We start from the raw sequence: 15,337 nt of genomic DNA, 5'->3' as shown, positions 1-15,337 counted from the left end.
GGCGGACGCGGCACCCTGGTCCCCGGTGGCGGACGCGGCACCCTGGTCCCCGGTGGCGGACGCGGCACCCTGGTACCCGGTGGCGGACGCGGCACCCCGGTACCCGGTGGCGGACGCGGCACCCTGGTACCCGGTGGCGTGCTCAGTGTTCTCAGGCTTCGCCTGATCAAACACCCACTTCACGGCACGGGAGACCATATCGCCAATGGACAGCTCGACGCCGAGCGTAATTTTGGCTGAGGCAACCTTCGTGTCTGCGGCATGCCTAGCGAGATCGCCGGACTGGCGAACTTCAAAGTACCGAGAAGTGGCCGGCGCGTAGTAGTCGAAGCAGTTAAGCGGATGCTCACAGGCATGGAAGCCGTTGCTGCACGCCTCGACCTTCCCCTCTACGGTGTAGGTCTTCCCGACTTCAAACTTGAAGCCGCGGCACGTCAGGTCGCGATTGAAGCCCTTGTACGAGGTGATGAAGGGCTCGTCGTCCTGATCAGGCACGACTGGAGCAGCCGCCTTCGCAGCCTTGCGGGTCTTGGCCATAATCAGGCAGCCTTCGCGGCGAGAGTGGGGAATTCGTCGGCGTCTGCGCCGTAGCGCGCGGCCTCTAGTTCGGCTTGCTCGGCAGCATCGATCTCAGCCTGAGCGGCATCCTCATCCAGGAAGCCATGGGCATGACCGTAGGCGTCAGCCTCGCAGTCGATCTCGTCGGTGAGGCGGAAGATGTCCTTGTAGACCGCATAGCCGTTCTCAAACTCGGCGACGGCATAGGGGGCGATGTCGAAGAGACCGCGCATGGCTCAGGCCTCCTCGTTGCCGAGGTAGCGAGCGAACGCCGGGATGGTCGGGAGGAGATAGAACAGAGCGCCGGTCAGAAAGGCGGCGGCGCCGAAGATGGGAACGAGGATCTGGGACACGGGGGCGTCTCCATCGCGTCTGGCGATGAAGAGACGATAGGCCCTGGCCTACTGACGTGTCAAGCGCTGATTAGGCCGCAGCCTATCAGAGGGTCGAAAATTTTCCGACTACCAATCCAATGATGGTGACATCCTCATAAAGCTCAGGGCGGATCGTCCGGGGGATGATGATCACGTCCTGGTATTCCGGCTCCGTCGAGCGCGGAACGAGCCGCACGCTCTCGCGCGTCACCTCAATCTCCTTGATGGTCAGCTCGACGAGGCCGCCGTCCCGGCTGCGCTGCACGACGGCGATATCCCCGGCCACAGGCGCCATGCGCGCCTCCCAATAAGGAACGGTCACCACAAAGTCGCCGTCGTGAACGTTACGTTTATTCATCGACGATCCGACCACCTTATATGCGGTCTGAGCCAAATCCGGATGTCGGCAAGGCACGTAAGGCACGGGCTCAGGCTCAACTTGCGGTGGAGCGTCGGGCAGAAACCATAATCCTGCCGCGACCGTTCCGACAACCGGAGCCAGCCTTACATCGTTCCTAACTTGTTCCGCTGTGGACGAGTGTGGACGGTCCAGCAAAATCTCATCCAGAGAGAGGCCGTTAGAGCGCGCGAGCTGCTGAAGCGTGCTCGCTTTCGGATCGTTGCCCTTGATGATCTGCTGAACGGCGGCCGCGTTCAGGCCCGCCGATAGCGACGCGCGCTTCATGTCGATCTCGCGCGCATCGAGAGCGCGCTTCAGCCTGTCGCGCCAATCAGTCATGCGCGTTACATCGCGAAAGGTCGGCCTATCGGCAATGCGGCCAGGGCCTATTGACACCGATAGGCTGCGGCCTATTATGGCGTTCATGTCCAGCGCCTCTGCAAAGTTTTTGGCCGAGATCAGGATAGCCGCGAGCCGGCTGAACCTGTCGCCGGCCACGCTTTGCCAGAAGGCAGTCAAGAACGGCCGGCTCGTCCGTCGTCTTGAGGAAGGACAGAGCGTCACCCTGAACACCGTCGAGAAGATCCGCGCCTTCGTGCGGGCCTCAGGCGAAGGAGCGGCGGCATGACCTTGCTTATCCTGAAAGCCTGGCTCGCGACGATGGCAATCGTCTCTGTCTGGTGTGTCTGCCGTTGGCGTCACATCGACAGCCCGGTCATTCCTGGCGCTGCCATCCTGATCCTATGCGGTGCCGTGAGGTACGCGCTGTGAGTGGGATGGAGAGCCCCGTCGCCGGCCAGCGGCTCGCCAGCTTCATCGACCGCATCCTCACGGTTCATCGGGAGCAGGATGAGCTGAACGGCGTCAAGAAAGAGATCTACGCCGAGGCTGCCGGCGAGGGGTTCGACAAGACGGCTATGGGTGCGCTCGTTCGCGAGCTGCGCAAGGCCGAGAAGGACAGCGGCAAGGCGGCTGAGCAGGCCGAGCTGCTGGACCTGTACCGCGACAGCTACCACCGCGCCGCCTCGCACGTAGGCGCGCACATACGCGAGGCGGCTGAGTGATGCCGGCCCTCGCTTCACCGGCTGCCGTCGAGGTCATTGAGGACGGGGCTCGCAAGACCCTGGACGTCGCTGCCATTCGCTACGGCGCCTTCGCCTCGGTGAGCCTGACCTTCGACCGGCGCTATCGCCGCGGCATCCAACTCACCCGTCGGCAGCTCCTTGACCACGCTCACCGCTGCTTGGCGGTGGCTGACCAGCTTTCGCAGGAGGCCTGAGAGATGTCTGGTGGTGGCCCCCTGCCTGTCCGCGAGTATCAGTCCGCCGATCAGTTGCGTCGAGACGCCGCTGCTTTGCGGGCTCGCATGTTCGCTCCGCGGCCCGCCCCGCCACCCGTCTCGAAGCCGCGGTTTGAGCCGCAGGTAAAGCGCGAGGGCTTCATCCCGCCGAAGCCCGCTGTCCCGCAGGACTTTAATGATCTGCCGGCGGGTCGGGCGGCCCGGCGCTCGGTCAAAAAGAACGCCTCGCATCCCATGGTCCGGTTGATGTCCCGAGTGGCCCGAGCCACCGGCATCACCGTCACGGACATCCGCTCGGATAGACGTCAGGCCAATGTCGTGAAGGCCCGGCAGATCCTGTTCTACGTCGCCAGGACGCTCACGACCTACAGCCTGCCCGAGATCGGTCGCCGCTCCGGCGGGAAGGACCATACGACGGTCCTCCATGGTGTACGCCGCGTTCAGGCGGTCGTGGATCGCCTGGATATCGAGCTGCCCAAGAGCCGTGTGGCGATGGCTAAGGTTCTTTGGGCTGCGGATTGGTCGGAGAGGTCGAAATGATCTCTTCGCCATCACTTACCATCCTTTTCGCCAGCGCGCGGGTTGCCGCCCGCACGTTCGCGATCTTGAAGGGCTTTGCGCAGGCTTGCCGGCCTGTACCGAGCCCCCTCCAAACTCAGCGCGTCGATGTAGTCCTGCCAGGACGGCGCGCGATTACGATCATCTGTACTGCGTTCCCCTCCGTTCGTGCTCATGGACGGTGCCTCCGTGTCGAGGGTCACTCAACACGGGATGGATCTGCCAATGGGCAAATTCTCTTTGCAGGTTTCGCAAATGGTCACGGCTGAGGTCACTCAGGCGAAGGCCCTGGCTGGCGCCTTGTTGCGCTGGGAAACTCGGGGACCGGGCGACACTGAGAACGCCATGCGTCGGCTCGCTCGCCGGCATGGCATTGAATACGGCCAGCTCTGGTCGCTGCGCTATCGCGCGCCGAAGCGGATCTGGGCGGATGTGCTCACCAAGATTGCGCTTGCCTACGAGGCTGAGCGGGATCGGCAACTACGGGCGCTCAAGCATGAAACCGAACTTACCGCGTCCATCGCCGCCGGGGCTGATCTCGATAGCGTGTCGAAGGCTCGCGCTGTTCTTCGACAGGCAGCGGATGCGGCTGATGTCGTGGTGGTCGAAGACCGGCAACGACTGAGAGGCCGCAATGCCTAACGCGTCCGGTTGGATCACCGCCAGCGATGTCGTCCGGATGCGCGAGCTTCGCGAATTGGACTTCACCAACACGCAGATCGCGCGGCTGACAGGATGCGGTCGCCATGCGGTCTATCGGCATCTGGGCCGGTCGAAGCGCCCGGATGCCCCGACCGACGAGCAGCGCCTTCGATGCGCTCGCCTGAAAGATCGGGCGCATCGGTATTCGGCCTTCGTCGAGAAGGCGGCTCGCTTCGGTGCGCCGCTCCTCGTCCCCCCGACATCCTTCTGACCCTCACAGCACGAGGCCCCATGGTCGCGTCATCCGCAATAGCTTTGCAGCACCGCCGCGCAGACGCAGCGAAGAAACGCGCTCGGGTGGATCGGGAGAGCCCGGTTCACATCGCGATCCTCGACTACCTGCGCGCGACGCTGCCTCACGGCTGGCGGGTGAAGCATACCCCGAACAAGCCCCGCAGCATGCAGCAGGGCCGCCGCGAGAAGCGCATGGGCGCCATCGCTGGCTGGCCTGATCTCGACATCATCGGACCCGCTGACTTCTCGCCGAGCATTTGGTTTCTGGAGGTCAAGCCGCCGATCGTGAAGGGCTTGAAGAAGGAAGGCCCTTCGGACGTCCAGCTCGACGTGCATGACGCCCTTGGAGACCTGGGCCATGCCGTGAAGGTCGTCCGCTCGGTAGAGGAAGCCCGTCAGGCCGTCCGAGACTGGCGTCTTCCCTCCAACGACATGCTGATCCGTGACACGTCGGGGAGGGCGGCATGAGCCAACTCCGCGTGCTGGACCTGTTTAGCGGTATCGGCGCTTTCAGCCTCGGCTTGCAGCGCGCAGGCATGCGCACCGTCGCCTTCTGCGAGATCGACGAATTCTGCCGGCGCGTGCTGGCGAAGCACTGGCCTGAGGTGCCCTGCTACGATGATATCTGCACGCTCACGGCGGCCCGACTCCGCGCAGATGGAATTGCCGCTGACGTGGTCTGTGGCGGGTTCCCCTGCCAGCCGTTCAGTACGGCTTCTCGAGGCCGTCGGGTCGCTACCGACTTCTGGCCAGAAATGGACCGGACAGTTGGAGAGCTTGAGCCCACCTACGTCGCCTTCGAAAACGTCTCCGAAGAGGCAATCGCCCACGCGGCGGAATGTCTGCGCCGCTACGGATACAGCACGTACCACTGCCGTATTTCAGCAGCTCAAGCAGGGGCGGACCATAAGAGAGATCGTTGGTGGGGCTGTGCATACCCCCACGACGAAAGCGAACTTCCTCGCCTCCTCAATGCAGAAGTGGCCCGCTTGCAGGAACTATGCAGCGGCCTTTGGGGAGCGGAGAATTACGCCCGAGCAATTCGAGTTCCTGATGGGCCTCCCGATCGGCTGGACCAAGCTCGACTGAAGGCCCTCGGCAACACGGTGCTGCCGGTCGTCCCGGAGATCCTCGGGCGATCAATCCTCGCGGCCCGAGCGGAGCGTCAGCGCATAGCACAATCTATCCCCGACCTTGAGGTAGCGGCATGAGCATGCATTCCCCGCAGCAGCAGGTCTTTGGCCTGCTCACCCCCGGGCTGATGCCGCCTGACGACGCCTTGCAGGCGCGCCAGCTCGCAGCGTCCGTCCCCGGCATGGCGCACTGGGCCGAGACCGGTCCCGAGGGTCGGACCTGCCGCGAATGCCTGCACTGGGGCAGCGGCAAGCGCTTCCGTCGCGAGGAGGGCCAGCTCTGCCCGCGCCGCTGCCGGCAGTTTAGCCGCTTGATGCAGGGCGCCGAAGGTCCCGGTGTTCCGCACGCGCAGGCATCCTGCCGGCACTTCAGCCTCCGCGATCCGGCGCCCGCCATTGAGCCGAAGCCGCGCAAGAAGTTGACGGACGAGGCCGAGGGATGAGCGCCTTCGATCGCCATCCTTGCTTCAAAGGCGGCGACATCGGCATCACCGCCATGGGCGTCGCCTGTCATCGCTTGAGTGACGTCCTGGCGGCATTCCCCGAAGCCGCTGAAGCTCGTCGCGCCCTCGGCGACCCCTTCATGCCTTCTCGCAACAGTGAAGCTCTGCGGATCCTCCGCGAGCTGCCGGCGCGGATGCAGCAGAAGATACTTGATGCAGACGCTGGCAAGCGCCCGGCGGCTTCGACGCGCACGAGGCGCCCATGAGGATCCCCGAGATAGCCGACCGTCTCCGCGAGGTCGCTGCTGAGCAGGGTCTTCCTGAGCTTGCGGGACTGGCTGACGAGCTTCGGCGCCGGCCGGCTCAGCGGGCTCCGGCCCGGTCGCGTCGCATGACGGATCAGATCGCCGCCGAGATCCGCCAGCTTCACTGCGAGGTCCCGCGCATGTCTCAAGCCGACATCGCGAAGGTCATCGGTGTGAACCAAGGCCGAGTTTCCGAAGTCCTCAAGGGGAAGCGCGCGTGAATAACCTCGACCTTTACACGCACTGCGCTCGCGAAGCTGTCGGGCTTCCGGAAGGCTGGACCGGCGTTATCTTCACGACGGTCGGTCACCCCAGCAACAGTCAGGGCGTGATGGTCCGCGGCGCTGTCTGCCCGCCGAAGACGCGCGGGCCGGACAAGGGCGGCCCCGCGTGGGCACGGCGTGATCGGGCGACGGAATGCGAGGTCTTCGTGTCGCGCGAGGCCTTCGCGAAAGCCCGCCAAGCCATTCCATTTCCTACACAATCCAACAAGGAGGCGTAGACCGCCATGGGTGAGATGCCTCTGTCAGGCCCGTATGCGCGTCTGCGCGACGAGATTGTTGAGTACGTCGATAGCGAACTTGCGTGGATGCCGGACGATGCGCCCGGCGATAGTCCGATCGAAAAGCTCTTCTACGTTGCCCTGTTGTCGTACTGCCGGTTCGGCGGCGGCCCACTCCACCGCGTGGCCATTCCCTGCAAGGACTGGCCGCTCGATCAGATACTGGCGGCCGAGGACCCCGGACGGATTGTCCTCGTTCCTCAAGCGCAGCTTGATGGCTGGCGCGTCGACTTTCTGATCTACGCTTGGGAGTTCGGCCGACTAAGCGGTCGGCCCCAATGGCGCCGGCTGATCGTCGAGTGCGACGGCCATAACTTTCACGAGCGGACGAAGGAGCAGGCTGCCAAGGATCGTGGTCGCGACCGCGAGTTTCAGATGCGCGGCTACACCATCCTGCGCTTCACCGGCTCCGAGCTGTACGCGAACCCGCTGAAGTGCGCGGGCGAGGTCGGCGACTGGATACAGATGGGGTGGTGATGTCAGACGACACCCTCATCGCCGACCTCATCGCCGCCGGCACCCCGCCGATGCTCGTCCAGCGCGTCGCCATGGAAGTGATGCGCGCCCAGCTTGAGCGCGAGGCGCTTGAGCGCCGCAAAGAGCAGGATCGGGAGCGTCAGTCGCGTCGCCGTCGCTTCGCGTCACGTGACGTCACGGGACTTCACGAACAGCCCGTGACAAACCGTGACGTCACGGCGGCCCCCGCCCCCGCCCTTGATGGTCGCCCCCCTCTCCCGACACCCACTCCCCCCACCCTTAATCCCTCCCCCGCCCCGGTTTCCGAGGCTGTCGCCTCGGCGCCGGCTGCCGCCGGCCCGAAGAGCGAGGGACGCGAACTGTCGACCTCGGATCGGATCTGGGTCGAGTTCCCGGCGATCCTGGCGGACATGGGCAAGCGATCGGAGGCCAGCGTCCGCAAGTGGCTGGGCAAACTGCTGGCGAAGTACGCCGCCGAGGACGTCTTCCAAGCGCTGAGCGCCACTGTCGCCAACGGAACTGGCGACCCGTTCGGCTACGCCATTCGGATCCTCAATCCGATCCGTCCGAAGTCCCGGCAGCCCCTGCGGCGTTCGGCTGCCGACTCGTGGGCCAGTGACGCCGCCGAAGCCCATCACGAACTCAACGGGGGTCGCCATGACGAACGCCCTTTCGACACTGACGCCGGGCCGCGGCATCGCTCCGGTAAGCCGGGCGGTCGCAGACCTTACGAGCCGGCTGCACAACAAGCTGGAGCCGATCCCTGGGGAGTGGCGACGCTGCGCCTTGTCGGCGGCGGCCGAGCCTAGCGCCGAGGAGCGGCAGGCCTTGGTCGAGCGTCGGCATCACCTCGACGAGCGGCTCCAGCCCTGCGACAGCGCCACGGTGTTGCGATCGGTCGGCCTGCTCCGCTCCGTCATGGCCGTGCCGAATGTGGATGAGGAGACGCGCAAGCTCCAGAAGGCTGCGTTTCTCATGACCCTGACGAAGTACCCAGGCTGGGCCGTGGAGGCCGCCTGTGCGCAGTTTTTAGCCGCCGATCAGGGGGAGGGGATCCATGCCCCCAAGCCCGGCGAGATCGCGGCCGTCTGCCGGCGCCTGATCGCGGACGCTCAGTACGAGCGCGCCAAGATCAACGCGGTCTTGGATGCCGAGATCTACGTGCCGCCGACCGACGCAGAGCGAGCCGAGGTATCCCGCCGCTTCGCCGAGATCGTGGCCGAGTTGTCGGAGGCGAGCGCTGGCAACCGAACCAGTGAAGCCGGCCTTGCTCACACTGACCGTCTTCAAGCTCTCTCCACCCTTAGAGAAGCCGAAGCCAAAGCGAAATCTCAAGAGACACGGGAGGATGTGGGATGAGTGAGCCAGTGTGCCCGCGACGCGGCAAATGGGTCGGCGGCTGCCGGTTTGAAGCTCGCTACGACTCTCGGTCACCGACGACGAAGAGCGTTCAATCCCAGCACGTCGACGACACGATCCGGGTGATTGAGGCGTCCAAGGCTCGCGACTACGTCCGCGACATCTGCGTCACATGCGGCCGGACGATTGAGCGCGATTTCGGCATCGGCGGCTTGGACCCATCGGAGATGCCGTATGAGGCCTAAGCACCCCTCCGGCCGCCCCATCCGCAAGCCGGAGAGGCGAGACTACAGCATGATAGCCCATCGCTATGTGGGCTTCCGCTGTCCGCGTCTCAACGAGCCTCCGATCCCTCGGATCACTCAGGCCACCGACATCCATGCCGTTGGCTTCATCGACCATCGTGCCGGCTACCTGCCCGGCTGGGAAGACAGTGCGAAGGGCGGCAAGCGATGAAGACGGTTCGCGGGTTCAACGCTAGCATCACGCCGACGCACATCGCGACGGTGCCTCTCCATAACGACGTGCCGCTGGCCGACGACGAGCGCGTCACGCCGCCTGAGATCGGGGAGGGCGAGGCTTGGTACGCGGTCACGGTGGCGCCTCGCGGCGAACGGCGCACGCTACTCAGCCTGAAGGATGTCGGCGTCCTCGGCTACGTGCCGATGGAGACGAAGTGGATTGAGACGGTCAAGCTCAAGCTGAAGCAGAAGCGCGAGACGCAGCGGCCGATCCTGCCCGGGTACGTTTTTCTGCGCGTGCCGGCCGACAGCGGCCTCTGGTACGACCTCAAGCGCAGTCACCGCGACGGGCGCAACGTTCACGGCATCGGCGGCGTCATCATGAACGACGGGCAGCCCTGTCGGATCTCGGCTCGGCTGCTGTGTCAGCTCGCCAGCGAGGAGCGGGACGGCTGGTTTGATGAGCGCCGCCGCCGCGCGCTGGAGATGGAGCGCAACCCCGAGCTGAGCGGGCCGCTTCTGCGGGCCGGCGAGCGGCTGAAGATCGTGGGCGGCGCTTTTGCGACCTACGAGGGGGAGGCAGAGGCCGACAGCACCAGCGATAGCGTGCGCGCCTTGGTTGAGATTTTCGGCCGCCCAACCATCATGACCGTATCGTTGGATCAGGTCGAGAACCTGTCCCGCGACGTTCAGCGCGACCCAGTTGGTGCGATGCCGATCCATCGTGCTGGTGAGATGTCGGGCCTGGCGCAGTCGCAGAACTCAGCGCCGATCGACTGGCAGGCCATTGAGGAGCGTCGCCGGAAGCGGATGGAGCACGCGATCTGGCAGCAGGCCCAGGCTCGGGAGTTGAAAAATCGCGCATGACTCTTGCAACCCGCACGAAAGTATGCCAGTTGCTATAACTGTTGCCCACAAGGTCGCAGAAGACAGGGGCAGCTTGGGCCGGCACCGGGTTGAGCCATAGCTCCCCTATGCCGCGCCGAAGTGCGAAGCGTCTCCGCTTTCCGCCGGATCGTCGCCATGCCCGAGACCCTTCCGGCCGACATCACGGCGGCGATCGCTGCTTTTGCTGAGGCGGCCCAGCGCCATGGCTGGGAAGCCGATCAGGGCTCTGCCCGCGATGCCGATGTCGCCGAGCGCGAGTATGCAGCTCGGCTCGCTGAGCTTCAAAAGGCTATCGGCCGGCTCGCTCGTAGCCGCAATGAGATGAAAGCGGCTTTAGAAGCGATCGAGGCCGGTCGCTGATAGACTTGCTATCGCAGTGACAGGGGTCTAAAACAGACGGGCCGAAGCGGTGCGCTAACACCAACTCCGGCCCTAACCACTCGAACCGCGCTAACGGTCACTGTGGCTGACTTCGTTTTCCTCACATATCGCTTTGCCGTCAAGGACCGCCATGCCGCTAGGCTTAGGCGGATGTCCCGCGACGTGAACCAAGTGTGGAACTGGTGCGGTGGCGCACAGGAGCACGCGCGCAGGGTCAATGGTCGCTGGCCTAATCTCGTTTCGCTTGGCAAAGGCCTGTCTGGACTTCGCGAGCACATTGCTCTGAAGTCCGACATTTTCCAAGCGGTCGCGGTCCACTGGTTGGAGTCCCGCGACAGGCATAAGAGGCGCCCGAAATGGCGCGTAAGCTTTGGCGGGCGCAGATCTCTTGGGTGGGTGCCTTTTCAGGCCGCCAGCCGCAATATCAGGGTCACGCGCGCCGGCATCCGGTTCGACAAGCGGATTTTCCGCATCTGGCAACACCGCGAGATCCCTGACGATATCCGTTCTGGGTCGTTCAATGAGGACGCGGACGGCCGCTGGTATCTCAATCTAGTTTGCCGCGTGGCTGCTGATCGGGCCTGCGGTGTTGGCGAAGTCGGCATAGACTTGGGTCTTAAAGATTTCGCCGCACTATCCGACGGCAGCAAGATTGCCAATCCGAGGCACGTTCGTAAGGCTGCCTCTGCTCTGGCAAAAGCGCAGCGCGCAGGCCGCAAACGGTTAGCACGCAGGATCCATAGGAAGGTCGCCGCTCAGCGTAGACACTTCCTACACACGGAAAGCACGCGCATCGCACGAACCTATCAGTTCGTCGCGGTGGGCGATGTGAACAGCGCCGGACTGGCGCGCACCAGAATGGCGAAATCCGTTTTGGACGCGGGCTGGTCCAGCTTCCGGCAGATGCTGTCGTACAAACTGGCGATGACGCCGGGCAGCAGATATGTGGAAGCCGACGAGCGCTACAGTACCCGGACCTGTTCTTGTTGCGGATCGCGCGCAGGGGCGCCGAGAGGCGTCGAGGGTTTGGGAGTGAGAAGCTGGGAATGCGAGGACTGCGGGACCCTGCACGACAGGGACACGAACGCGGCCCTCAACATCCTGGCTTCGGGGCGGAACATCGCCCTCCACGAGACGGGAAGCCGCCTCCACTAGGAGGTTGTGGATGTTACTCTGCGGCCCGTAGAGAGGCGGCAATCAGTGGATTTTGACGATCCGTCGAGCCTCCACTCTGATCTCGATTTCGACGTCCTCTCGGACGATTGGGATGAGGGCGAGGAAGAGATCGCCGACCTGAGGCGCAGGGTTCTAGCCGATGCCGAACTCTGATGCCGTCCTGACCTGGCTGTTCCTGCCGAGCCTGTTTGGCCTCGCTTGGGTCTGCGCAGGCTTCGACCTGATGACGGGAGCCAAGGCATGACCAACGCCCAGATGGCCAAGTGCTTCAACGAGTGGATGCGGCGCTTCATTGAGGAGCCTGCTCGCTTTGAACGGGAGTTCCAAACCGTCAGCGATTTCCTGTGCGATGAAAGCGACGGCAAGGAGCCGTCTTACGGCGAAGTGAGCGCGGCATACATGCGCGAACTCGCGAAGACCACGCCGGCTGCCTGACCATGTACGACATCGACCCGCCGAGCCCCGTCCTTCGCCTCAACGACCCTCGTAGAGCTACACAGCCCACGCTGAACGCCGATCGCCAGCATCTGGCCCAGCGTGAGCCCGTCCCAGTTTACATAAGCTACACGCTGACGATCAACGCGCAGCCCGACTGCACGGCTGAGGTCATCGGCCGGATCATTGATCGTTACCGCACCCTCGCCCAGCGCATCGACGCGCTCTGACACAAAACTAGTGTGATCTGCTGTGACCCCTCCGAACGCCGGTAAGGGGCGTCCGAAGGGCGTTCCGAACAAAAGCACTGCCTTATTGAAGGATGCGATCCTCAAGGCTGCGCAGGCTGCTGGCGGTGGCGGTGAAGAGGGGCTGGTCAACTACCTGACCGCGCAGGCCACCGAGACCCCGGCCGCGTTCATGTCGCTGCTGGGCAAGGTCCTCCCGATGCAGGTCGTCGGCGACGAGGACAACCCCGTTCAGCATCTGGTGAAGATCGAGCGTGTCGTCGTCCGTCCTCCAGATCGAGACGCCTGAGGTCTTCCTCCCGCTTCTCCAGCCCGCGCGCTACAAGGGCGCGCACGGAGGGCGCGGTTCTGGCAAATCGCATTTCTTCGCAGAGCTTCTGGTTGAGGAATGCCTCGTGCAGCCGACCCGAGCGGTCTGCGTGCGTGAGATCCAGAAATCGCTCACCCAGTCGGTGAAGCTGCTCGTCGAGGACAAGATCACGCGGCTGGGTGTCGCGTCGCGCTTCAACGTGATGGAGAAGTACATCGAGGTCGACAACGGCGGCCTCATCATCTTCCAGGGGATGCAGAACCACACGGCGGACTCGATTAAGTCGCTGGAGGGGTTCCGGATTGCCTGGGTCGAGGAGGCGCAGTCGCTGTCGCAGCGGTCGCTGGACCTGCTTCGCCCGACGCTGCGCACGCCCGGCTCTGAGTTGTGGTTCTCTTGGAACCCCTCGCTGGCGACCGACCCGGTGGACTTGCTGCTCAGGGGCGACACCGCGCCGCCGCGTAGCACGGTTATCGAAGCCAACTGGTCGGACAACCCTTGGCTCCCGCCGGAACTGATTGAGGAAAAGGATTACGACCAGCGCCGCGACCCCGACAAGTACGCCCACATCTGGCTTGGGCAGTACCAGCGGAACAGCGAGGCGCGGGTTTTTCGGAACTGGCGCACGGACGCCTTCGACACCCCGGCCGATGCCCGGTTCTTCCATGGGGCCGACTGGGGCTTCAGCGTCGACCCGACCGTGCTGGTGCGGTGCTACGTTGAGGGGCGCACCCTTTACGTTGACCGCGAGGTCTACAAGGTCGGGTGCGAGATCGACCGCACGCCGGCCCTGTTCGACAGCCTGGATCCCGAGGCGCCTGAGATTGCCCGCAAATGGCCGGTGAGGGCGGACAGCGCCCGGCCTGAGACCATCTCGTACATGCAGCGGCACGGCTACCCGCGGCTGGCCCCGGCCACCAAGGGCGCTGGCTCGGTTGAGGACGGCATCGAGTTCCTGAAGAGCTACGACATCGTCGTTCACCCGCGCTGCAAGCACCTCGTGGATGAGCTGACGCTGTACTCGTACAAGACCGACCCGCTGACTGGCGAGGTCTTGCCGGTTCTGGCCGACAAGAAGAACCACGTGATCGACGCTTTGCGGTACGCGGTCGAGACGCTTCGCAACGCGCTTCACCCCACGATCAGCCCTGAGTTGAAGGCGCTCGCCAAGCAGCCGCGCTCTGGCACATTCACCCGCACGCTCGGGATGCGCTGATGACCCGAGCCCAGCGACGCAATCGAGCCAAGGCCGCCGCTCAGGCTGCCGGGGTTACGCAGGACACCGCCCCCGAGGCCCGCAAGCCTCTTCAGATCGATCCTGTGCTCCGTGGGCGGGCGAAGACGCGTCGCGCGGCCCTCCAACCTGTGCAGCCGTTCTTAGCTGCCCAGCACCCGCCTGGAACGACCGGCGGCGACAAGAACCTCGCCATGGACGAGGCGCCCGGCGTCGGCGACTGGGCTCAGCAATCACTGGGCTCCTACCTCGGCATCTACGGCTACTTCCCCGGCTTCCCGCAGCTCGCCATCCAGTCGCAGATCCCCGAGATCCGCAGGATGGTGGAGATTATCGCGACCGAGTCGGTCAGGAAATTTATAAAGCTCCACGCGAGCGGTAAGGACAAGGCCGACAAGATCCGGCTCATCGAAGCCGACATGAAGCTGTTCCGCGTGCGGGACTGCTATCGCCGCATGCTGGAAGGCGACGGCTACATGGGCCGCGGGCATCTGCTCGTGGATCTCGGCGCTCAGACCGATGCGGAGTTGGCGACCCCGATTGGCGACGGCACCGACGCGGCGAGCAAGGCCAAGGTCGTCAAGGGCAAGCTTAAGGGCTTCAAGGTCGTCGAGGCGATGTGGGCGTACCCGAGCGGGTACAACTCGTCCGACCCGCTCGCCGAGGATTGGTACAAGCCCTCGCACTGGATCGTTCAGGGCAAGCGCGTTCACCGCACCCGGTTGCTGACCTTCGTTGGCCGCGAGGTGCCGGACCTACTCAAGCCCGCCTACAGCTTTGGCGGCATCTCGCTCAGCCAGCAGGTCAAGCCGACCGTCGACAACTGGCTTCGGACCCGGCAGTCCGTGTCCGACCTTGTCAACGCCTTCAGTGTCATGGTGCTGAAGACGAACATGGGGAACTCGCTCGGAGTGGCCGACGCTTCGGTCATTGACCGGGCTGAGCTGTTCAACGATCTCCGCGACAATCGCGGGCTGATGATCCTGAACAAGGACACGGAGGAGTTCGAGAACGTCTCGGCACAGATTGCCGGGCTCTCGGATCTTCAGGCGCAGAGCCAGGAGCACATGGCGGCGCTGCCGGGCATCCCGCTTGTCAAGTTCTTCGGCCTCCAGCCCAAAGGCCTGAACGCCTCCTCTGACGGCGAGATGCGCTCGTTCTTCGACTGGATCGCGTCTTACAACGAGCACGGCCGTCCGATCCTAGAGACGATGGTCAACTTCATCCAGCTCAACCGCTTCGGCGAGGTGGACCCGGAAATCACGATCGAGTTCGAGCCGCTTTGGTCCATGTCCGACAAGGAGCTGGCCGAGGTGCGGAAGATCGAGGCCGAGACCGCTCAGGTTTACGCGGACACGGGGGTAATCCTGCCGAATGAGGAGCGTAAGCGCCTCGCGGACGATCCCGAGAGCATGTACCACGGCTTGGACCCCGATCTTGAGATTGAGCCGCCAGACGATGGCGACGACCTCGGCGAGGAAGGCGTCGGCAGCCGCTTCCAAGCCGATGATCCGACTGACGACACTACCGCCGACCGCGTGACTGGGCTATTTGATCGGGTCCAAAAGGCACGTGGCGGGATGCGGCGTGATCGATTTCACCCTTGAGGAGGTGCTGGAGCTTGCCCGACAGGCCGAGCTTCAGAAGCGGGTTGAGGCGGACGGCGTGAAGGCGCCAGAACCTGAGCCGGTGACCTTGCCGGAGGATCTTCGTGGCAAGCTCGGTGAGGCAGAAGCCGAAGGGGACAGTGCTCCGGCCGGTACACCCGAACAGCGGGATTGAGGCTGAGTACCGCCGCC

At 64.3% G+C, this 15,337-nt stretch carries 29 protein-coding genes; 26 read left to right on the top strand and 3 right to left on the bottom strand.

All coding sequences use genetic code 11. The features are described from left to right. The 3 genes from ACQKQD_RS18905 to ACQKQD_RS18895 form a co-directional block, all read right to left on the bottom strand. Positions 1–537, bottom strand: a 537-nt coding sequence (locus ACQKQD_RS18905) for a DUF7666 domain-containing protein (protein ID WP_427509229.1), incomplete at its 3' end; no start/stop codon positions are given. A gap of 2 nt (positions 538–539) precedes the next feature. Next, the gene (locus tag ACQKQD_RS18900) at positions 540–791 is read right to left on the bottom strand and encodes a hypothetical protein (RefSeq protein ID WP_427509228.1); all 252 of its coding nucleotides are present in this window, start codon (positions 789–791) and stop codon (positions 540–542) included. Between the two features lie 205 nt (positions 792–996). Beyond that, complete coding sequence (locus ACQKQD_RS18895) at positions 997–1,671, bottom strand: LexA family protein (RefSeq protein ID WP_427509227.1); 675 nt, start codon at positions 1,669–1,671, stop codon at positions 997–999. 76 nt (positions 1,672–1,747) lie between these two features. Here ACQKQD_RS18895 and ACQKQD_RS18890 point away from each other — a divergent pair, with 76 nt between their 5' ends. The 26 genes from ACQKQD_RS18890 to ACQKQD_RS18765 all read left to right on the top strand — a co-directional run bounded on the left by ACQKQD_RS18890 (position 1,748) and on the right by ACQKQD_RS18765 (position 15,320). Beyond that, positions 1,748–1,960 (top strand): hypothetical protein, encoded by a 213-nt coding sequence (locus tag ACQKQD_RS18890; RefSeq protein WP_427509226.1) that lies wholly within the window; start codon positions 1,748–1,750, stop codon positions 1,958–1,960. Positions 1,961–2,108: 148 nt separating this feature from the next. Then, a complete protein-coding gene (locus ACQKQD_RS18885; protein ID WP_427509225.1) occupies positions 2,109–2,396 on the top strand; it encodes a GapR family DNA-binding domain-containing protein in 288 nt (95 codons plus the stop codon). Beyond that, positions 2,396–2,611, top strand: coding sequence for a hypothetical protein (locus ACQKQD_RS18880; protein ID WP_427509224.1), 216 nt, complete (start codon positions 2,396–2,398; stop codon positions 2,609–2,611). Before ACQKQD_RS18885 ends, ACQKQD_RS18880 begins: the two co-directional genes overlap by 1 nt. Positions 2,612–2,614: 3 nt before the next feature. Then, positions 2,615–3,172: a helix-turn-helix domain-containing protein gene (locus ACQKQD_RS18875; RefSeq protein ID WP_427509223.1), complete on the top strand. Its 558-nt coding sequence runs from the start codon at positions 2,615–2,617 to the stop codon at positions 3,170–3,172. Between the two features lie 243 nt (positions 3,173–3,415). Further along, positions 3,416–3,832 (top strand): hypothetical protein, encoded by a 417-nt coding sequence (locus ACQKQD_RS18870; RefSeq protein ID WP_427509222.1) that lies wholly within the window; start codon positions 3,416–3,418, stop codon positions 3,830–3,832. Further along, positions 3,825–4,103, top strand: a complete 279-nt coding sequence (locus ACQKQD_RS18865; RefSeq protein WP_427509221.1) for a hypothetical protein — start codon at positions 3,825–3,827, stop codon at positions 4,101–4,103. The genes ACQKQD_RS18870 and ACQKQD_RS18865 overlap by 8 nt, the downstream gene beginning before the upstream one ends. A 20-nt stretch (positions 4,104–4,123) precedes the next feature. Beyond that, complete coding sequence (locus ACQKQD_RS18860) at positions 4,124–4,594, top strand: hypothetical protein (protein ID WP_427509219.1); 471 nt, start codon at positions 4,124–4,126, stop codon at positions 4,592–4,594. Beyond that, complete coding sequence (locus ACQKQD_RS18855; protein ID WP_427509218.1) at positions 4,591–5,337, top strand: DNA cytosine methyltransferase; 747 nt, start codon at positions 4,591–4,593, stop codon at positions 5,335–5,337. The genes ACQKQD_RS18860 and ACQKQD_RS18855 overlap by 4 nt, the downstream gene beginning before the upstream one ends. Further along, positions 5,334–5,702 (top strand): hypothetical protein, encoded by a 369-nt coding sequence (locus ACQKQD_RS18850; protein ID WP_427509217.1) that lies wholly within the window; start codon positions 5,334–5,336, stop codon positions 5,700–5,702. Before ACQKQD_RS18855 ends, ACQKQD_RS18850 begins: the two co-directional genes overlap by 4 nt. Further along, complete coding sequence (locus ACQKQD_RS18845) at positions 5,699–5,968, top strand: hypothetical protein (protein ID WP_427509216.1); 270 nt, start codon at positions 5,699–5,701, stop codon at positions 5,966–5,968. Before ACQKQD_RS18850 ends, ACQKQD_RS18845 begins: the two co-directional genes overlap by 4 nt. After that, complete coding sequence (locus ACQKQD_RS18840; RefSeq protein ID WP_427509215.1) at positions 5,965–6,228, top strand: hypothetical protein; 264 nt, start codon at positions 5,965–5,967, stop codon at positions 6,226–6,228. The genes ACQKQD_RS18845 and ACQKQD_RS18840 overlap by 4 nt, the downstream gene beginning before the upstream one ends. Next, on the top strand, positions 6,225–6,509 hold the full coding sequence (locus tag ACQKQD_RS18835; protein ID WP_427509214.1) for a hypothetical protein: 285 nt from the start codon (positions 6,225–6,227) through the stop codon (positions 6,507–6,509). Before ACQKQD_RS18840 ends, ACQKQD_RS18835 begins: the two co-directional genes overlap by 4 nt. Positions 6,510–6,515: 6 nt before the next feature. Then, positions 6,516–7,046, top strand: a complete 531-nt coding sequence (locus ACQKQD_RS18830) for an endonuclease domain-containing protein (RefSeq protein ID WP_427509213.1) — start codon at positions 6,516–6,518, stop codon at positions 7,044–7,046. Then, entirely contained in the window at positions 7,046–7,855 is an 810-nt protein-coding gene (locus ACQKQD_RS18825) for a hypothetical protein (protein WP_427509212.1), read from the top strand. The genes ACQKQD_RS18830 and ACQKQD_RS18825 overlap by 1 nt, the downstream gene beginning before the upstream one ends. A gap of 19 nt (positions 7,856–7,874) precedes the next feature. Beyond that, positions 7,875–8,405 carry a hypothetical protein gene (locus ACQKQD_RS18820; RefSeq protein WP_427509211.1) on the top strand — a complete coding sequence of 177 codons (531 nt, stop codon included), beginning with the start codon at positions 7,875–7,877 and terminating at the stop codon, positions 8,403–8,405. Continuing rightward, on the top strand, positions 8,402–8,650 hold the full coding sequence (locus tag ACQKQD_RS18815; protein WP_427509210.1) for a hypothetical protein: 249 nt from the start codon (positions 8,402–8,404) through the stop codon (positions 8,648–8,650). Before ACQKQD_RS18820 ends, ACQKQD_RS18815 begins: the two co-directional genes overlap by 4 nt. Before the next feature lie 49 nt (positions 8,651–8,699). Next, the gene (locus ACQKQD_RS18810; protein WP_427509209.1) at positions 8,700–8,861 is read left to right on the top strand and encodes a hypothetical protein; all 162 of its coding nucleotides are present in this window, start codon (positions 8,700–8,702) and stop codon (positions 8,859–8,861) included. Beyond that, positions 8,858–9,733: a transcription termination/antitermination protein NusG gene (nusG, locus tag ACQKQD_RS18805; protein WP_427509208.1), complete on the top strand. Its 876-nt coding sequence runs from the start codon at positions 8,858–8,860 to the stop codon at positions 9,731–9,733. The genes ACQKQD_RS18810 and nusG overlap by 4 nt, the downstream gene beginning before the upstream one ends. 156 nt (positions 9,734–9,889) lie before the next feature. After that, positions 9,890–10,114 (top strand): hypothetical protein, encoded by a 225-nt coding sequence (locus ACQKQD_RS18800; RefSeq protein WP_427509207.1) that lies wholly within the window; start codon positions 9,890–9,892, stop codon positions 10,112–10,114. 102 nt (positions 10,115–10,216) lie between these two features. Continuing rightward, entirely contained in the window at positions 10,217–11,290 is a 1,074-nt protein-coding gene (locus ACQKQD_RS18795; RefSeq protein WP_427509206.1) for an RNA-guided endonuclease InsQ/TnpB family protein, read from the top strand. 261 nt (positions 11,291–11,551) lie between these two features. Then, positions 11,552–11,746, top strand: a complete 195-nt coding sequence (locus ACQKQD_RS18790) for a hypothetical protein (protein ID WP_427509205.1) — start codon at positions 11,552–11,554, stop codon at positions 11,744–11,746. A gap of 2 nt (positions 11,747–11,748) precedes the next feature. Then, complete coding sequence (locus tag ACQKQD_RS18785) at positions 11,749–11,976, top strand: hypothetical protein (RefSeq protein WP_427509204.1); 228 nt, start codon at positions 11,749–11,751, stop codon at positions 11,974–11,976. Positions 11,977–11,998: 22 nt separating this feature from the next. Next, positions 11,999–12,283 carry a hypothetical protein gene (locus ACQKQD_RS18780; protein WP_427509203.1) on the top strand — a complete coding sequence of 95 codons (285 nt, stop codon included), beginning with the start codon at positions 11,999–12,001 and terminating at the stop codon, positions 12,281–12,283. Then, the gene (locus ACQKQD_RS18775) at positions 12,249–13,520 is read left to right on the top strand and encodes a PBSX family phage terminase large subunit (protein ID WP_427509202.1); all 1,272 of its coding nucleotides are present in this window, start codon (positions 12,249–12,251) and stop codon (positions 13,518–13,520) included. Before ACQKQD_RS18780 ends, ACQKQD_RS18775 begins: the two co-directional genes overlap by 35 nt. After that, positions 13,520–15,145: a DUF1073 domain-containing protein gene (locus ACQKQD_RS18770; RefSeq protein WP_427509201.1), complete on the top strand. Its 1,626-nt coding sequence runs from the start codon at positions 13,520–13,522 to the stop codon at positions 15,143–15,145. Before ACQKQD_RS18775 ends, ACQKQD_RS18770 begins: the two co-directional genes overlap by 1 nt. Further along, positions 15,126–15,320 (top strand): hypothetical protein, encoded by a 195-nt coding sequence (locus tag ACQKQD_RS18765; RefSeq protein WP_427509200.1) that lies wholly within the window; start codon positions 15,126–15,128, stop codon positions 15,318–15,320. The genes ACQKQD_RS18770 and ACQKQD_RS18765 overlap by 20 nt, the downstream gene beginning before the upstream one ends. Positions 15,321–15,337 lie beyond the last annotated feature (17 nt).

This window comes from Methylobacterium sp. NPDC080182, from assembly GCF_050281105.1.
In the GTDB taxonomy this organism is placed as follows: Bacteria; Pseudomonadota; Alphaproteobacteria; order Rhizobiales; family Beijerinckiaceae; genus Methylobacterium.
The sequence above is the reverse complement of the archived record's forward strand: the minus strand, read 5'-3'. Positions and strand labels throughout refer to the sequence as shown.

What these genes read in the sequence shown, in the direction of transcription:
- ACQKQD_RS18900 (WP_427509228.1), bottom strand. Translation starts at nt 791, where the DNA reads ATGCGCGGTCTCTTCGACATCGCCCCCTATGCCGTCGCCGAGTTTGAG.
- ACQKQD_RS18895 (WP_427509227.1), bottom strand. Translation starts at nt 1,671, where the DNA reads ATGACTGATTGGCGCGACAGGCTGAAGCGCGCTCTCGATGCGCGCGAG.
- ACQKQD_RS18890 (WP_427509226.1), top strand. Translation starts at nt 1,748, where the DNA reads ATGGCGTTCATGTCCAGCGCCTCTGCAAAGTTTTTGGCCGAGATCAGG.
- ACQKQD_RS18885 (WP_427509225.1), top strand. Translation starts at nt 2,109, where the DNA reads ATGGAGAGCCCCGTCGCCGGCCAGCGGCTCGCCAGCTTCATCGACCGC.
- ACQKQD_RS18880 (WP_427509224.1), top strand. Translation starts at nt 2,396, where the DNA reads ATGCCGGCCCTCGCTTCACCGGCTGCCGTCGAGGTCATTGAGGACGGG.
- ACQKQD_RS18875 (WP_427509223.1), top strand. Translation starts at nt 2,615, where the DNA reads ATGTCTGGTGGTGGCCCCCTGCCTGTCCGCGAGTATCAGTCCGCCGAT.
- ACQKQD_RS18870 (WP_427509222.1), top strand. Translation starts at nt 3,416, where the DNA reads ATGGGCAAATTCTCTTTGCAGGTTTCGCAAATGGTCACGGCTGAGGTC.
- ACQKQD_RS18865 (WP_427509221.1), top strand. Translation starts at nt 3,825, where the DNA reads ATGCCTAACGCGTCCGGTTGGATCACCGCCAGCGATGTCGTCCGGATG.
- ACQKQD_RS18860 (WP_427509219.1), top strand. Translation starts at nt 4,124, where the DNA reads ATGGTCGCGTCATCCGCAATAGCTTTGCAGCACCGCCGCGCAGACGCA.
- ACQKQD_RS18855 (WP_427509218.1), top strand. Translation starts at nt 4,591, where the DNA reads ATGAGCCAACTCCGCGTGCTGGACCTGTTTAGCGGTATCGGCGCTTTC.
- ACQKQD_RS18850 (WP_427509217.1), top strand. Translation starts at nt 5,334, where the DNA reads ATGAGCATGCATTCCCCGCAGCAGCAGGTCTTTGGCCTGCTCACCCCC.
- ACQKQD_RS18845 (WP_427509216.1), top strand. Translation starts at nt 5,699, where the DNA reads ATGAGCGCCTTCGATCGCCATCCTTGCTTCAAAGGCGGCGACATCGGC.
- ACQKQD_RS18840 (WP_427509215.1), top strand. Translation starts at nt 5,965, where the DNA reads ATGAGGATCCCCGAGATAGCCGACCGTCTCCGCGAGGTCGCTGCTGAG.
- ACQKQD_RS18830 (WP_427509213.1), top strand. Translation starts at nt 6,516, where the DNA reads ATGGGTGAGATGCCTCTGTCAGGCCCGTATGCGCGTCTGCGCGACGAG.
- ACQKQD_RS18825 (WP_427509212.1), top strand. Translation starts at nt 7,046, where the DNA reads ATGTCAGACGACACCCTCATCGCCGACCTCATCGCCGCCGGCACCCCG.
- ACQKQD_RS18815 (WP_427509210.1), top strand. Translation starts at nt 8,402, where the DNA reads ATGAGTGAGCCAGTGTGCCCGCGACGCGGCAAATGGGTCGGCGGCTGC.
- ACQKQD_RS18810 (WP_427509209.1), top strand. Translation starts at nt 8,700, where the DNA reads ATGATAGCCCATCGCTATGTGGGCTTCCGCTGTCCGCGTCTCAACGAG.
- nusG (WP_427509208.1), top strand. Translation starts at nt 8,858, where the DNA reads ATGAAGACGGTTCGCGGGTTCAACGCTAGCATCACGCCGACGCACATC.
- ACQKQD_RS18800 (WP_427509207.1), top strand. Translation starts at nt 9,890, where the DNA reads ATGCCCGAGACCCTTCCGGCCGACATCACGGCGGCGATCGCTGCTTTT.
- ACQKQD_RS18790 (WP_427509205.1), top strand. Translation starts at nt 11,552, where the DNA reads ATGACCAACGCCCAGATGGCCAAGTGCTTCAACGAGTGGATGCGGCGC.
- ACQKQD_RS18785 (WP_427509204.1), top strand. Translation starts at nt 11,749, where the DNA reads ATGTACGACATCGACCCGCCGAGCCCCGTCCTTCGCCTCAACGACCCT.
- ACQKQD_RS18770 (WP_427509201.1), top strand. Translation starts at nt 13,520, where the DNA reads ATGACCCGAGCCCAGCGACGCAATCGAGCCAAGGCCGCCGCTCAGGCT.